General features: G+C 62.9%; 15 protein-coding genes. 3 read left to right on the forward strand and 12 right to left on the reverse strand.

The annotated features are described in order from the left end of the window. Nucleotides 1-21: 21 nt before the first annotated feature. The 3 genes from ABFX56_RS04780 to ABFX56_RS04790 all read right to left on the reverse strand — a co-directional run bounded on the left by ABFX56_RS04780 (nt 22) and on the right by ABFX56_RS04790 (nt 3,253). The gene (locus ABFX56_RS04780; RefSeq protein WP_346232121.1) at nt 22-909 is read right to left on the reverse strand and encodes a carbohydrate ABC transporter permease; all 888 of its coding nucleotides are present in this window, start codon (nt 907-909) and stop codon (nt 22-24) included. Further along, nucleotides 906-1,835 (reverse strand): carbohydrate ABC transporter permease, encoded by a 930-nt coding sequence (locus ABFX56_RS04785; protein ID WP_346232122.1) that lies wholly within the window; start codon nt 1,833-1,835, stop codon nt 906-908. The genes ABFX56_RS04780 and ABFX56_RS04785 overlap by 4 nt, the downstream gene beginning before the upstream one ends. 104 nt (nt 1,836-1,939) lie before the next feature. Next, on the reverse strand, nt 1,940-3,253 hold the full coding sequence (locus tag ABFX56_RS04790; protein ID WP_346232123.1) for an ABC transporter substrate-binding protein: 1,314 nt from the start codon (nt 3,251-3,253) through the stop codon (nt 1,940-1,942). Between the two features lie 211 nt (nt 3,254-3,464). On the opposite strand from ABFX56_RS04790, the gene ABFX56_RS04795 reads away from it, so the two are divergent. Further along, complete coding sequence (locus ABFX56_RS04795) at nt 3,465-4,178, forward strand: FadR/GntR family transcriptional regulator (RefSeq protein WP_346232124.1); 714 nt, start codon at nt 3,465-3,467, stop codon at nt 4,176-4,178. A 4-nt stretch (nt 4,179-4,182) separates the two neighbouring features. After that, complete coding sequence (locus tag ABFX56_RS04800) at nt 4,183-5,220, forward strand: Gfo/Idh/MocA family protein (protein WP_346232125.1); 1,038 nt, start codon at nt 4,183-4,185, stop codon at nt 5,218-5,220. A gap of 18 nt (nt 5,221-5,238) precedes the next feature. On the opposite strand, the gene ABFX56_RS04805 is transcribed toward ABFX56_RS04800, so the two are convergent. The 6 genes from ABFX56_RS04805 to ABFX56_RS04830 all read right to left on the reverse strand — a co-directional run bounded on the left by ABFX56_RS04805 (nt 5,239) and on the right by ABFX56_RS04830 (nt 9,811). Beyond that, nucleotides 5,239-5,604 (reverse strand): hypothetical protein, encoded by a 366-nt coding sequence (locus tag ABFX56_RS04805; protein WP_346232126.1) that lies wholly within the window; start codon nt 5,602-5,604, stop codon nt 5,239-5,241. A gap of 182 nt (nt 5,605-5,786) precedes the next feature. Then, on the reverse strand, nt 5,787-7,109 hold the full coding sequence (locus tag ABFX56_RS04810; RefSeq protein WP_346232127.1) for an enolase C-terminal domain-like protein: 1,323 nt from the start codon (nt 7,107-7,109) through the stop codon (nt 5,787-5,789). A 4-nt stretch (nt 7,110-7,113) separates the two neighbouring features. Continuing rightward, the gene (locus ABFX56_RS04815; RefSeq protein ID WP_346232128.1) at nt 7,114-7,251 is read right to left on the reverse strand and encodes a hypothetical protein; all 138 of its coding nucleotides are present in this window, start codon (nt 7,249-7,251) and stop codon (nt 7,114-7,116) included. Nucleotides 7,252-7,271: 20 nt separating this feature from the next. After that, on the reverse strand, nt 7,272-7,808 hold the full coding sequence (locus tag ABFX56_RS04820; RefSeq protein ID WP_346232129.1) for a gluconokinase: 537 nt from the start codon (nt 7,806-7,808) through the stop codon (nt 7,272-7,274). Then, nucleotides 7,802-9,043, reverse strand: coding sequence for a D-mannonate dehydratase ManD (manD, locus tag ABFX56_RS04825; RefSeq protein WP_346232130.1), 1,242 nt, complete (start codon nt 9,041-9,043; stop codon nt 7,802-7,804). Before manD ends, ABFX56_RS04820 begins: the two co-directional genes overlap by 7 nt. Next, nucleotides 9,044-9,811 carry a VOC family protein gene (locus ABFX56_RS04830; protein ID WP_346232131.1) on the reverse strand — a complete coding sequence of 256 codons (768 nt, stop codon included), beginning with the start codon at nt 9,809-9,811 and terminating at the stop codon, nt 9,044-9,046. A 174-nt stretch (nt 9,812-9,985) separates the two neighbouring features. Here ABFX56_RS04830 and ABFX56_RS04835 point away from each other — a divergent pair, with 174 nt between their 5' ends. Beyond that, nucleotides 9,986-11,488 carry a M81 family metallopeptidase gene (locus ABFX56_RS04835; protein WP_346232132.1) on the forward strand — a complete coding sequence of 501 codons (1,503 nt, stop codon included), beginning with the start codon at nt 9,986-9,988 and terminating at the stop codon, nt 11,486-11,488. Nucleotides 11,489-11,602: 114 nt separating this feature from the next. On the opposite strand, the gene ABFX56_RS04840 is transcribed toward ABFX56_RS04835, so the two are convergent. From ABFX56_RS04840 to ABFX56_RS04850, 3 genes are all read right to left on the reverse strand, one after another. Beyond that, nucleotides 11,603-12,484, reverse strand: a complete 882-nt coding sequence (locus ABFX56_RS04840; RefSeq protein WP_346232133.1) for a sugar phosphate isomerase/epimerase family protein — start codon at nt 12,482-12,484, stop codon at nt 11,603-11,605. A 47-nt stretch (nt 12,485-12,531) separates the two neighbouring features. After that, nucleotides 12,532-13,314, reverse strand: coding sequence for a sugar phosphate isomerase/epimerase family protein (locus ABFX56_RS04845; protein ID WP_346232134.1), 783 nt, complete (start codon nt 13,312-13,314; stop codon nt 12,532-12,534). Between the two features lie 92 nt (nt 13,315-13,406). Next, entirely contained in the window at nt 13,407-14,519 is a 1,113-nt protein-coding gene (locus tag ABFX56_RS04850) for a Gfo/Idh/MocA family protein (protein WP_346232135.1), read from the reverse strand. Between the last annotated feature and the right edge of the window lie 142 nt (nt 14,520-14,661).

Raw genomic sequence — 14,661 nt, forward strand, 5'->3', positions numbered from 1 at the left:
CAGCGAATGAAAGCCCATCAATCAACCCTTCGTAGCGCCCGCGGTGAGACCGGAGACGATGTATTTCTGCGTGAACAAAGCGATCACCATGATCGGTATGGTGACCACGACGGCCGCCGCCATCAGGCCGCCCCAGTCGATGCTGGCGTACGACACGAAGTTGAAGATGGCTACCGGCAGCGTCTTCGTGTTGGCGCCCGCGAGCACGAGGGCGAACATGAAGTTGTTCCAGGAGAAGATGAAGGAGAGAATTCCCGAGGTGGCGATGCCCGCCACCGACAGTGGCAAGGTGATGCGCCGGAAGGCGCCGATCGGGGTGAGCCCGTCCACTTGTGCGGCTTCTTCCAGTTCCATCGACATCGAATCGAAGAACGACATCATGATGTAGACGATGAGCGGCAGGGCCACGAACATGTGCGACAGGATGAGCACCGCGAAGCCGCCGACCATCCGCAGGTTGGCGAAGATGAAGTACCACGGCACGAGCAGGCTCACTCCGGGGATGATGCGGGCCATCAGCACCACCATCGCGGAGCGGTGCATGGTGAATCGGCTCATGGCGTAGGCCGCTGGAACCCCGAGGATCAGCGAGAACACGGTCGCCCACAGCGCTACCCAGAAACTGTTGAAGATGAAGCCGAAGTAGTTGTTGCGCCCGAGCACGTTGTCGTAGTTCTCGAGCGTGGGTGTGAAGAGAATCGTCTTGCTCGCGTCGTAGATGTCCACGTTGGTTTTGAAGGAGGCGATGAGCATCCAGACCAGCGGAGCGACGAAGACGATGACGATGAGGATCAGCACAATGGCGCGGAACCACTTGTACGCCCTGGTGCGCAGTGGCTTTTTGCGCGACGGACGGGCCGGTCGTGATTGCTGGTCGGTGCTGGTCGGCTCCGTGAGTGTCGAGGTCATGATTCGCGGTCCTTCCTGCGGAATGTGAGCACCCACATGCAGGCGATGATGATCAAGAAGAACAGGATCAGCACGGTGGAGGCGATGCCGTAGTCGCTGTAGTCGAAGCTGACCCCGAACACGTAGACGTTCAGTGTCTCGACCTCGTGGAATGAGCCGCCACCCTTGCCCTTGGTGGCGTACAGGATGTCGAAGGTCTTGAGCGCGTCGATCGAGCGCAGCAGCACTGCCACGATGACGGTGGCCTTGAGCAGCGGGAGCGTGACATACCAGAAGCGTTGCCAGGCGCTCGCACCGTCGATGCGCGCCGCTTCGTCGGGTTCGTCGGATAGCGACGTCAGCCCGGCGAGCAGAATCAGCACGATCATCGGGGTCCATTGCCAGATGTCCACAAAGATGAGGGTGGGCAGGGCGGTGGATTGGCCGGACAGCCACGGCTGCGACGGGATTCCGAACCAGTTCAGCACCTGGTTGGCGAATCCGATGTTCGGGTCGAAGATCAGTCGCCACATCATGCCGACGGCGACGGGAGTGGCCACCAGCGGAAGCAGGATCGCCACCCGCACCCATTTCTCGCCCCGGAATGGCCGCCACAGCAGGAGGGCGATGCCCATCCCGAACACAAGCTCAACCACTAGCGCGCCGATGGTGAAGATGAAGGTGCGCCCCACGGCTGGCCAGAACCTGGCGGTGTCCGTGAGCACCTGGAGGTAGTTCTCAATTCCGACGAAGTCGGAGGGGTTGCGCACCGATCCCTGCGCATCCGTGAAGCTCAGATATAGCGTCCAGCCCAGCGGGATGGCGATGAGCAGCGCCACGAAAATCATGGCGGGTGCGGCGAACAGCCACTTCCGGTGCTTATTGGCCCAGTTCGAGAAGTTTTTCGACGGCGTCGCCGATCGAGCGCGCAATGCTACTTGGGTCATCGTTCACCTCGCAGAGGAATAGGGGATGCATTGAATCTAGGGGTTTGACGAGCACGCGGCCGATGCCAGAGTGTGCCTGGCATCGGCCGCGTGGCGGTCGGGTGTTACTTCTCGTCGTCCAGGAGTGCCTGGAACGCCTTGTTGGCTTCATCCGCGGCGGCATCCGAGTCGCCTCCGGTGATCGCCGTCACGATAGGCGTACCGACGATCTCACGGGCCTCGGGAACCTTGATCACCAGTGGGCGGTCGTGGCCAACACCGGTCTTGGTGCTGGTCGCGATGGCCGCGGCGAGGTCCTTCGGGTAGGTCGCGGTACCTTCCGGATCGGCCCAGACGGAGTCGCGCGCACCGGGCACGCCCTCCTTCTGGATGGCGAGGGTCATGTCAGCGCTGGTTGCCCATTGGATGAACTTCCACGCGGCGGACTTGTTGGTGGATGCGTCGTTGATGCCGAGCGCCCATGACGGCACGTTGTACGGGTTGGAACCGGCGCTGCCCTTGGGCAACTGCGCGAACCCGACGGTGTCGGACACCTTCGACTTGGCCGGGTCGGTGGCGTTCTTGTAGAGGCTGTCGGCCTCGGTGTAGAACGCCGCGTTGCCCTGCGTGAAGATGGCCATTGCTTCCGGCCAGCTCATGTCGGTGCTGACGTGGTCGGGACCGTACTTGTTGATCAGTCCGCCGTAGAACGCGTATGCCTTCTTGGCCTCCGGGCTGTTCACCGCCGCCTTGCCGTTCTTGTCGATGAACTCACCACCGAAGCTGTACAGGAAGCTGGAGAACTGGGTCACCGCAGCCGACTTGTCGGTACGGGCGACGAAGCCTGCAATGCCGGGGTTCTGCTCCTTGATGGTCTTGGCCGCGGCCTGCAGTTCGTCCATCGTCTTCGGAACCTGAAGGCCGGCCTTCTCGAGCAGGTCCTTGCGGTAGTAGAGAACTTCCTGCTCGGTGATGATCGGAACCCCGACCACTTTGTCCTTGAACGTGGTCGACTTAACCGGTCCGCTCTGGAAGTCGCTCCAGTTCCAGTCCTTGTCGCTCTTGACATCCTTGCTGAGGTCGGAAAGGTAACCGTTCTGCGCGAACAGTTTGCCCTCCTGCAGCGGACGGTACATCATCACGTCGATCTCGTTGGTACCGGCGTTGAGCTTCACGTTGTACTGGTCGGAGAGCTGGTCTTCGCCGTACTGGCTCACCTCGACCTTAACGCCGGTCTTCTTCTCGAATTCCGGAAGTTTCTGCTTGATGATGTCTGTCCAGACATGGTTCGCGAGAGTCACCCGCAACGTAGCCGGGGTCTTGGCATTGTCGGCGTTGCCGCCGTTGTCGCCTCCAGCGCTGCAGGAACTCAGCACTCCGGCAGTGAGGAGCGCCGCGGTGGCGATTCCTACTACCTTCACGATCGATTGACGCTTCACTGTGTCTCCATTCTCATGAGAGCGCGCTTTTGTGAGCGAACCCTCGAAGGTTTTTCGTTTTACATCTGTCCTAAGACAACAAGCTAACCAATAGATCATACATATTCAACACCGTAACCAAAGCGATATGATTTGTTTCGTGAGCACTGTCCCGGTCAGCGCAACTGAGCCGCTGGCACCCTTGACACCCCTGACGGGTTTGCATGCTCAGGTGTTGGATCTACTAGGGCTCGCCGTCACCGAGGGCGAGTTGGCGAGCGGATCCGTCATCCGTATCGAGGAACTCGAGGCGCGGCACGGGGTCTCTCGGTCGGTCATCCGCGAGGCGTTGCGTGTGCTCGCGTCGATGGGGATGGTCACGTCCCGCCGCCGCGTCGGTGTGCAGATCCTGCCGTCGAGCGAGTGGAATCTGTACGACCCGCAGGTGATCAGATGGCGCCTGGCGTCATCCGGCCGCATCGCGCAGTTGCGCTCGCTGACCGAACTGCGCACCGCGGTGGAACCTGAGGCGGCGAGGCTGGCTGCGGTACGGGCACCGCTCGCGAGTGCGAGCGATCTGATGGGCCTCGCCGGCAAGCTGTGGGCGGCCGGTCAGTTGGGCGATGCGGAACGCTTCCTCGAACTCGACATCACGTTTCACCGGTTGGTGCTCTCCAGTTCCGGAAATGAGATGTTCGGCAAGCTCAACACTCTGGTGGCAGAAGTGCTCACCGGCCGCACGCACTACGGAATGATGCCGCAGCATCCGCACGACGAGGCATTGCAGATGCACGTGGACGTGGCCAGCGCCATCCAGCGCGGCAACGGCGAGGAAGCGCACAAGGCGATGCTGCGTATCATGCAGCGCACCCTGGAAGAGATGAGTTCTCTGTGGGACCAGGGTCCGGGCGACGACGAAGCAGGGTCGGTCGATCTGAAAGGGTAGGACCATGGCAACACCGATCAAGACCGGCATCATCGGCTTCGGACTTTCCGGCCGTGTGTTCCACGCGCCGTTCTTGTCCGCCAACCCAGACTTCCGCCTTGAGCTGATCGCGACGAGCGATCCGCAGCGACGGGCACTCGCATCCGCCCGATATCCGGATGCGCAGGTGGTCGACTCCCCCGCCGACCTTCTCGAGCGGGCAGGTGACCTCGATCTCGTCGTGCTGGCCTCGCCCGCGCACACGCACCTGGAGCAGGGACTGGCGGCGCTGAAATCTGGTGCGGCCGTCGTCGTCGACAAACCGTTCGCCCCCTCCGTCGCCGCTGCCGAGGTCCTGATCGCCGCGGCCGCCTCGGTGCGGAAACCGCTCATCGTGTTCCAGAACCGTCGCTGGGACGGCGATTTTCTCACGGTCGCAAAGCTGATCGGCTCGGGCGCGCTCGGCACCATCGCCCGCTTCGAGTCGACCTTCGAACGCTGGGCCGGGCCACTGCGCGAGCGGTGGCAGGACACCACCACCCCTGCCGAGGGTGCGGGAATCACCTTCGACATCGGCAGCCACCTCATCGATCAGGCGCTGCAACTGTTCGGGCCGGTAGTGCAGTTGCACGCGGAACTTCGAATTCAGCGGCCCGGTGGGGCCAGCGATGACGACGCGTTCGTGTCCCTGCTGCACGCCGGCGGAGTGCGCTCGCACCTCACCATGAGCAGCGTGGCCGCGTTGTCTGGGCCCAGATTCCGCGTGCTTGGTTCCTCTGGTACCTACTGCGTGACCGGGCTAGACCCACAAGAGGCCTCGGTGGACTCCGGCATGCTGCCGACCGACGAGGACTACGGCCTCAGCACACCCGACGCCTTCGGCGCGGCCAGCGATGGACGCACCCGTTCCGTGGTACCCACCGAGCGGGGCGATTACCCGGCCTTCTACACCGGCGTTGCCGCTGCCATCCGTGGCGACGGCCCGGTGCCGGTGGACCCGCTCGACGCCCTCGAAGTGGTGCGGATCATCGAGCGGATCCATCGCGAGTTCCCCGCGGTCTGACCCGGCAGTGCTCGTCGCCTAATCGCCACACCCGGTCTGGATGCCGTTTGTCGTCTGACGGGACGGGACCAGGTCGTTACAGATCGCGCTGTTCTCGAGAAGCCACGAGACCCCGCCCCTGTCATTGAGGTAGTTCCCCGCACTTCCGGGCAAGGACGCCTGCTGGGCAACAATTGACCCCGGCGTTCCGAAGCCCCAGGCGGCCTCGTCAATTCCGATGCTGGGCAACCACACCCAGTTGCCGGATATCACAGGTGCGGTGCACGACATATTGCACTCCGGGGCCGGTCGGCTGAGATTGACACAGTCATCTGCGAGCGCGGGACCGGCGATCATCATCAATGCGGCCGTCGCTCCAGCCACGGCAAGTACCTTCTTGAACATTGTTACTCCATCGTTGGTGTGAATGAATCTGACAATTGCTTGTATTGATTTCTTGCACCTGTCGACAGAGCTCTTGTGCGACAACCCTGTCTTCAGCCCCCAACGGCGCGGACATTACGCGAGCGAAAATAATGAGGTCAACGGGTTGTGAAGTACTGTTCCCGAGGGCTATAAATTGTCGGTTAGGCCACTCGACCGGAGGCGCGCAGCGCGCTCCAGCCCTCGCCATCCGGATAGGTCCACTTCGCCACAGACTCCGGCAGCATTTCCGCCCCGATCCCTGGCGCGGTCGGCGCCTGGTAGTGGCCCGCGGTGAGCGTGACCGGCGCGACGAAATGCTGGTGCAAGTGGTCGACGTACTCGATGACCCTGTCCTGTTTGGTGCGGGCGACGACCGCATAGTCGAAGAACGAGTAGTGCTGCACAAGTTCGCACAGACCGACCCCGCCAGCGTGCGGGCACACCGGCACACCGAACTTCGCGGCAAGCAGCAGGTTGGCGACGTTCTCACCCGGGCCGGCGACGCGTGTCGAGTCAATCTGCATGACGTCGATAGCTCCGGCCTGCAGCAGTTGCTTGAATACGATCCGGTTCTGCACCGCCTCACCGGTGGCGACCCGGATCGGCGCGATCTCGCTTCGGATCCTGGCGTGTCCCAGGATGTCATCCGGGCTCGTGGGTTCCTCCACCCACCAGAGGTTGAACTCCTGCAACTGGTTGATCCACGGCCCAGCCTCGTCCACTTCCCAGCGCTGGTTCGCGTCGACGGCGATCCGGATGTCGGGCCCGACCGCATCGCGCACCAGCCGCATCCGCCGCTTGTCGTCTTCGACGTTGCCGGCGACCTTCATCTTGATCAGCGTGAAGCCCTCGGCCACGGCCTCCCGGGCCAGACGCTGCATCTTCTCGTCGCTGTAGCCGAGCCAGCCTGGAGCGGTCGTGTAACCGGGAAAACCGTACGCCTCGAGCTCGGCGATCCGCTCGGCCTTGCCCTCCTGCCCGTCGCGCAGCATCTGCAGCGCCTCGGATTCGGTGAGCGCGTCGCGAATGTGGCTGAAGTCCACCACGGACACCAGCTCCTCTGGGGACATTGACGCCATCAGCTTCCACAGCGGCAGACCGGCGCGCTTCGCCTTGATGTCCCACAGGGCGCTGAGCACGGCACCGGCAGCCATGTGGCTGACGCCCTTTTCCGGCCCGATCCAGCGGAATTGCGAGTCGTGCACCAGCAGCCGCGACACCTCGCCCAGGCGGGAGAGCATCTCCTCCACGTCCCAGTCCGGCAGGAACTTCACCACCGAGGCGATCGCCGCGCACATCACCTCGTTGCCGCGGCCGCCGGTGAAGGTGAAGCCATAACCGACCGGCCACGTCGAGTCGTCCACCGTCAATTGCAGATACGCCGCGGAGTGGTCGGGGTCGACATTCACCGCATCCGAGCCGTCCAATTCCAGCGAAGTTGGGTACCTGACGTCGAGGATCTCGATGTTGGCGATTGCGGGCATGGCTCTATCCGTTCGATAGGTGGGGCGCGGCAACGAGGCCGCGCACGGCGGAAAGCTGCGAGACGACGGCGGCCTTGAAGGCATCCGATTCTCTAAGCGGGAGGGGGAAGATGTCGCGCAGCGCGAAGACCCGCTCGATCACTGCGGCAGGGTCCTGACCGGTCAGCGTGTGCGTGTGGGTGACCCGACCGCCAAGGCGATTGCCACAGCGTCTATGACGGCAGAAGGTTCGCAACTGATATCAACAGTCACTCCCCGCTCATCAAGAGCGCGTGGTTCAAGTATCGCGTACTGAGAACTGAGTAGCGTCGCCGGCATGTACTCGTGCTGGCGGATACTGATCCGTGCCGCGATCAGCTCGATTGGTCCTTCTGGGTGGACGATGAAGAGGTCGGGGGCTGAATCCCGAATCAAGTCGCGATACCTCCGCTTCAACGCTGAGCACGCGACGATGATGCCGCTGTGACGCTCAGTGGCCAGAATGTTGCCGATCTGGGCGAGCCACGGCATCCGATCAGCATCGTCGAGCGGGATGCCCGCAGCCATTTTGGCAACGTTCTCCGGCGAATGCAGCGAGTCGCCGTCAAGGAACGTGATTCCCAGCTTCTCCGCAAGCATCATGCCTATGGTCGACTTGCCTGAGCCCTGAACTCCCATCACCAGGATGGGCGGAATGGAGCGTGACATCTGGTTTACCAATCGTGGACGGTTCCGTCGGCGAGCCTGTTGTATGGCAGGTAGGCGGTCTCATACGGGTACTTGCCGGCCTCGTCCTGGTTGAGCTCGACCCCTAGCCCAGGCTGGTCTCCGGGGTGGAGCATGCCATCGGCCCAGCTGAACGACTGCTCGAACACGGCGTCCGTCTTCGCGCCGTGCTTCATGTACTCCTGGATGCCGAAATTGTGGATGGCGAGCCCGAGGTGCAGGGCTGCGGCCATCCCGACTGGGGAGATGTCGGTAGGCCCGTGCATGCCGGACTTGATCTGGTACTGCGCGGCGTACTCAAGCACCTTTTTCAGGTGGCTGATCCCGCCGGTATGGGTCACTGCGGACCGCACGTAGTCGATCAACTGCTCGCGGATGATCTGCTGGTAGTCCCACACCGTGTTGAAGATCTCGCCGATCGCCAACGGGATGGTGGTGTGCTGGCGCACCAGTCGGAGTGCCTCCGGGTTCTCCGCCGGGGTGCAGTCCTCTAACCAGAACAAGTCGAACGGCTCCAGTGACTTGCCCAACTGGGCCGCCTGGATCGGCGTCATCCGGTGGTGTCCGTCGTGCAGCAACGGCAACTCCGGGCCGAACTCGTTGCGGACAGCTTCGAATACCGTCGGCACATGCCGCAAATAGGAGCGGGTGTCCCAATCCTCCTCGGCCGGGAACGTGCCTCGCTGCGCCGGTTCGTGGTCATACCGCACCCCGGTATTCGCCTCGAATGTGGCGTTGGAGGCGATGCCGTAGATCGACTTGAGGCCGGGCACGCCGGTCTGGATCCGGATCGCCTTATAGCCCTGCTCCTGGTGCGCCCGCACGCTGTCGAAAAGCTCGGGGAGCGACTTGCCGGATGCGTGGCCGTAGGCGAGCAGGCCGGTGCGGCTCGCGCCGCCGAGCAGTTGATAGACGGGCATCCCCGCGGCCTTGCCCTTGATGTCCCACAGCGCCATGTCCACCGCAGCGATGGCCGCCATCGTGATGGGACCGCGGCGCCAGTAGGCGCTCCGGTACAGGAATTGCCAGGTGTCCTCGATCCGATGGGCATCCCGGCCGACCAGGAGTTGCACGACGTGGTCGCGCAGGTAGCTCACGACGGCAAGCTCCCTGCCATTGACGGTTGCGTCACCCAGCCCGGTGAGCCCATCGTCCGTCGTGAGCTTCAGCGTGACGAAGTTGCGGTCGGGGCTGGTGACGATGACGTCCGCTGCGGTGATTTTGCTCAATTACTTCCTCCGGGTTATTGCGTGCTCGCGAATCACCACGGCGGAGCCATCGGGGTCGCGGAACAACAGTGATTTGTCTAGTTTTGCATCGACACTCGCCGCATTCTGCTCGCCAGTGAACCCGAGGTTCGCCAGCCGGGCGCCGCCGTCGTCGAGGTCCGGAACGGTGACCACAATGCGGCCGATAACTCCAGACAGTTCCGGCTTCGTCGTGCTCTCAACTCGAAGGCGGTCGTTCCCGAGGCTGAAGTAGCCGCCGGAAGCGTCGCTTACCGCTCTCATCCCCAGAAGGGCACCATAGAACTTGGAGGAGGATGCGGGGTCATCGGTATAGACGGAATAGTGCTCGACGCATCCGTAGGCAGTGCCCGTCGGTTGGGCACGGAAGTCGGTGTCGCGCTCAAGCAGCTCGATTCTAGTTCCTGACCGATCCAGAACGAAAGCAGTGAATCCGACGCCGGTTCCTGCCGGAGAAGGCGCCAGCCAGGGTTCAGCGCCACCCTCAATCATGCGGCGAAAGTCGGCGTCGATGTCATCGCTCATGAAGCCGAGGTGATGTGGGCCGTAGCCGCCGAAATCCGCAGTGGCGCGGAGCCCTCCGATCAGTTCGACCAGGCCGTCGCCCAGTCGCACGTAGACGATCTCGGCGGAGCGGTCCAGGCGTTGCTTTCGAAACACGATCGTGCCGCCGAGGCCGACACAGTAGAACGCCAGCGACCGTTCAAGATCTTCGGCGAGGATGCCTGCATGATTGAGCTCGTAGATCACAGCGCGTCCTCATAGCTTTGGCAATCGGTTTCTGACGGATGGCATTCCATCGCGTGGGCATGGAGAGCCACAAGCTCCCTGCATGCAACTAAATCATAGGGGCGTGCACTTGACAAGCGGTTGCCAATACTGAAGTCTCAAACTATTACACACACTTTCGGAGGAGCTCCCACCATGCGCATTGCGATCGCGGGAATCAACACCGAGTCGAGCACATTCGCGCTGCACATGACCGAGGCGAAGGACTTCGAGGTGTTGAGGGGCACGGAGCTCGTCAAGCACTACGACCTTCGGGCTCGACTCGGCGAGGTGGCAAGTCGAGTCGACTGGGTTCCCATCCTGCGGGCCGTTGCACCACCGGGCGGCCCCACCAACCCCGAGGTCTACGACGCGTTCGAGAAGGAGACCATGGAACGTCTTGCCGAGGCGGTCGCCGAGGGGCCGCTGGACGGTGTCTACCTCGACATCCACGGCGCGATGACGGTCCTCGGTCGGGAGTCCATGGAGGAGCGATACGTCCGCCTCATCCGCGACCTCGTCGGCAAGGATGCCATCATCTCGGTATCGATGGATCCGCACGGCAATCTCTCGGAAGAACTCGTCACGCTCATCGATCTGGCGACCAGCCACCGCCACGCCCCGCATATCGACCTACTGTCGACCCGGGACCGCGCCATTCACCTGCTGATCCAGACGATCGAGAAGGGCGCGCGGCCGTTCAAGGTTTGGGTCCCCATCCCGATGTTGCTTGCCGGTGAGCGCACGAGCACGCTAGCCGAACCCGGGCACAGCATCTGCGTGGACCTGGTTGCAACGTGCCTCGACTCGTTCGAGGTGGTGGACACCTCAATCTGGATCGGTCGCGCATGGGCGGATGAAGCACGCTGCTCGGCCGCGGTCATGGCACTGGGTTACGATCGGGCAGCAGCAGAAGCGTGCGCCGACCGGCTGGCCAAGGCATACTGGGGCGCGCGACGCGACTTCCGGATCATCGCCGAGCACTCCGGCACCTGGGACGAAGCTCTCGATTTCGTGCTGGACGGAGCGTCGACTCCCGTCGTACTGAGCGACTCAGGGGACAACGTGACGGCCGGCGCCTCGGGCGACATCACCTACGCAATTCGCGCGACCCAAGACCGGCCAGACGTGGCGAAATCCGGGAAGACGTTTCTGTTCGCGGGACTCGTTGACGCTCCCAGCCTGGCCGCCGCGGTGGAAGCCGGCGTTGGCTCCACCCTCGACCGAGCAATCGGTGCGACTCGGGACAGGCGATTCGGCGACGCGGTCGCCGGCCCGTGGTCGGTCGAGGAAATCATCGCCGACGGCATCGGGAAGCCAGTGGGAGCGCGACTGCGTCACGGCACCATCTCGGTCATCGTTCAGTCCGGGCATGCGCCGTTCGTACGGGAGGACGATCCCGCCTTCGCGCCGGGGATGCTTCCAGATGTCGCATTCTCCGACGCGGCCCTGGATCACGATGTCGTGGTGGTCAAGAACGGCTATCTGTTCCCGAGCCAAACGGCACTGGCGTCCAGCGCATTCCTTGCCGTTACGCCCGGCGGAACCGACCTGGACTTCGGCCGGCTGGATTACCGCACGCGCCGGCGTCCCATGTTCCCGCTCGACCAGGATTTCGAGCCGGACCTCACTCCGCGAGTGATTCCAACCTGGCATTGAACCAGGCGCGGGGTGCTCGTGTGAGTGCGGCCGAGAGCGAGAAGCCAACACCGGGCGGAATCCGTCATGGCGACAGGATGCCTCCCGATGCCGGCTTGTGGCAGCGGCTAAGCGTTAGAGCTGAGCGAAGCGCAGTGCCTCCTTCGCCCAGTCGTACGACTCCTTCAACGAGTCATAGCGGCTGTCGATGCTCGGAACGTCGACCTCGATCATGTAGTCGCCTGCATAGTCGGCAGGCATCGCGGCGATGATAGCCGCGAAGTCGACGACGCCCTTACCCGGCTCCGCCCACAGGCGCTTGGTTCCCGCCGTCTCGGCGTAGCTGAGATTCGGATTGCGGTTCGTGCCCAGGTGGTCCGGGAACACATCCTTGATGTGAATGGCGCCGACGCGATCCGCGTAGTCGCGAATGAGTGCCGCCGGGTCGGCGCCCGCCCAAGTCTGGTGCCCGGTGTCCGGTCCGTAACCGATTACGTCGGCTCCGAGCGTGTCGAGCACACGACGAATTTCTTCCTCAGTTTCCACCCATCCTCCGACGTGTCCGTGCAGTAGTGGGTAGACGCCCTCAGAGTTGATGGCCTGCGCGACGGTTGCAATGTCCTCCAGAACGTTCTGGAATCGCCCCTCATCGAACTCCGCCCCGACAGACGGCGACTTCAATCGCTCCGGAACGAAGATCGGGCACAGCATCGTGGCGGTGAGCCCGAGGGACAACTGCTGCGCGGCGAACTGTTTCGCCGCCTCAACATCCTCCGCGATGGGGGTGGAGCGGTCGAACTGCGAGTTGTACAGGCTAACCGCGGGGGCAAGGTTGTAGCTGGCGACCCAATCGCGGTACTCCTGAACGCTCATGCCCTCCGGAACATCGGCCTTCACCGCGCTGAATCCGATCTGGGAGAGGTCCTTGAACGCGACCTCGAGGTTCTCCTTGCTCTTATTCGACACCGTTCCGGTGAGCCAATAGGGAATGGGGTTGGCCGCTACGCGAATTGCCATGGTTGTTTCTCCTTGAGTTTCTACTGGATTTCAGATGGATGCCGCAGTCACGAGCGAGCGGCGCTGGCAGCGCGACGGCAGGTTTCGACCGCGAGATCGACCTGCCCGTCGAAGTCGGTCCAGAAGGCCTCTATCGAGCAGTTGCCGCGATAGCCTGCCTGGTTCAGGGTCGAGAAGAATTCACCGAATGGGTAGTCCCCCGTGCCAGGAGCATCCCGGCCCGTGTCGGCGACGTGAGCATGGATGATGAGATCGCCGTACTCGGCAATGGTCGACAGCGGCTCGCTCTCCAGCATCATGTGGTAGAGATCGGCGAGCAGGAACACCTGGTTCAGGCCGCGCTCTCGCACAAAATCTCCGCACTCGCGCAGGGAATTGAACACGTTGGTCTCACCGCGGTTTAAGTGCTCGAGCGTGAACCTCACACCGTGGTCATGAGCCACAGTGGCGGTGCGCTCGAGAAAATCGGCCAACTGGTCGAGCGCCCGCTTCCGATCGAACCCCTCTGGGATGGCGCGCGCGTCGGCACTGCCAAGGGTGGCGACGACGCCGCCTCCGCTCAATGACTGAATTCGATCGAACATCTCCCGGACGTAGGCATCCTGCCGCGCAACGTCGATGTCGGGCCCGCAAATCTTGAGTTCCGCGGGCAGCAGTCCGCTGAATGCTCGCGGCGGGGTGCGCCACGACGCGGCATCGGCACGAAACGCCTCGAACGTGTCCCGGTCGCCTGCCATGACCGTGCGCGTGACGAACAACTCCGCGTAGTCCGCTCCGGCCTCTGCGAGCGCAGCGACTCGCTCGGGGGTGATGAATGAACCTATTTCCATGGATATGCCCCTTCGGCCGTCCACTTAGCCTAGAGAACTATCGAAAGCAACGCAACCGGTTGCCAAACCGGTACCTCTCCATGCACTCAACGTCACCGATTGCATTCCGCTCCCCGCTCGCCCATAGAGCCACTCCTCGACACCGCACGGCCGGTCCTTGCGGCTTCGTAGATGGCCTCTATCACCGCAAGAGTCCGTACCGCCTCGGCGACGGGAACCCTGGTTTGCCGCCCATCGCGAATGCCGCGGGCGAAGTCCGCATATTGCCGAGCGTGACTGTCTCCCATTGCGACGCCGGTGAAACCCTTGTAGCGTGCCATCTCCGTCTCGGCGAGATTCTCACCACCGCTCGAATCGTGCCGTGAGCCGGTGCGGTCTTCCGTGGACGTGTGAAAATAGCCAAGCCGATAATCGTCAATCACAGCGGAACCGCGAGCCCCGTGAACCTGCAGTCGCGCTGACAACTCGGGGTACGCCGCCGTCGTCGCCAGAACGCTCCCGATCGCGCCGGATTCAAAGAGCAGCGTCGCACCGAGAGTGTCCTCCACTTCAATGCCAGAATGAGCGAGCGTCGCCGCCTGGGCCTGAATGGTGGCGACCGGTCCCATCATCCACAGCATGAGGTCGAGCAGGTGGATTCCCTGGTTCATCAGCGCACCGCCGCCGTCGTGCTGCCACGTGCCCCGCCAGCTCGCGGTGTCGTAGTAAGCCTGACTCCGCCACCACGCGAGGTTTGCCACTCCTGACGTCAGGCGCCCGAGGCGACCGTCCTGCACCGCGTTGAACAGCACCTCGCAACTCGGGTCGTACCGATGTTGACTCACGACAGTAGTGATGACATCCGGGCGGTCCGCCGCCGCACGCTGAATTCGCAATGCCCTTTCCAGCGACACATCGATCGGCTTCTCGATCATGGTGTGCTTTCCCGCCATGATCGATTGCAATCCGAGTTCCCCGTGCGCACCGCTCGGAGTGCAAATGGACACCGCATCGCACCACTCGAACGCGTCGCCAACATCTGTCAGGACCATCGGCCGTGGAGATCCGGAGCTCTCAACCCTTGTCGCTAGTTCTTCCGCCTTGGGCAGGCTGCGGTTGACGACGGCCGTGACGGCGAAGTCATCGCTTCTGGACAGCACGTCGGCATGGAGCTCTCCGATGACGCCAGTGCCGATGATGGCGATGCGAATGGGTTGCGTGGTCACCGTCGGCGACTCCAATCCGAGAGCGAAACGCAGCTAGGTTTCGACAAGTCTAGGCGAGTTCACAGCCGGCTGACAACCGATTGCCAATTCTCGCAATCCACAGTACTGTTGGCGCAGGCACGCGAGTGCTGCTGACCGATTC

The organism is Parafrigoribacterium mesophilum, from assembly GCF_039652555.1.
GTDB classification, from domain to species: domain Bacteria; phylum Actinomycetota; class Actinomycetes; order Actinomycetales; family Microbacteriaceae; genus Parafrigoribacterium; species Parafrigoribacterium mesophilum.

What these genes read in the sequence shown, in the direction of transcription:
- ABFX56_RS04780 (WP_346232121.1), bottom strand. Translation starts at nt 909, where the DNA reads ATGACCTCGACACTCACGGAGCCGACCAGCACCGACCAGCAATCACGA.
- ABFX56_RS04785 (WP_346232122.1), bottom strand. Translation starts at nt 1,835, where the DNA reads ATGACCCAAGTAGCATTGCGCGCTCGATCGGCGACGCCGTCGAAAAAC.
- ABFX56_RS04800 (WP_346232125.1), top strand. Translation starts at nt 4,183, where the DNA reads ATGGCAACACCGATCAAGACCGGCATCATCGGCTTCGGACTTTCCGGC.
- ABFX56_RS04805 (WP_346232126.1), bottom strand. Translation starts at nt 5,604, where the DNA reads ATGTTCAAGAAGGTACTTGCCGTGGCTGGAGCGACGGCCGCATTGATG.
- ABFX56_RS04810 (WP_346232127.1), bottom strand. Translation starts at nt 7,109, where the DNA reads ATGCCCGCAATCGCCAACATCGAGATCCTCGACGTCAGGTACCCAACT.
- ABFX56_RS04835 (WP_346232132.1), top strand. Translation starts at nt 9,986, where the DNA reads ATGCGCATTGCGATCGCGGGAATCAACACCGAGTCGAGCACATTCGCG.
- ABFX56_RS04840 (WP_346232133.1), bottom strand. Translation starts at nt 12,484, where the DNA reads ATGGCAATTCGCGTAGCGGCCAACCCCATTCCCTATTGGCTCACCGGA.
- ABFX56_RS04845 (WP_346232134.1), bottom strand. Translation starts at nt 13,314, where the DNA reads ATGGAAATAGGTTCATTCATCACCCCCGAGCGAGTCGCTGCGCTCGCA.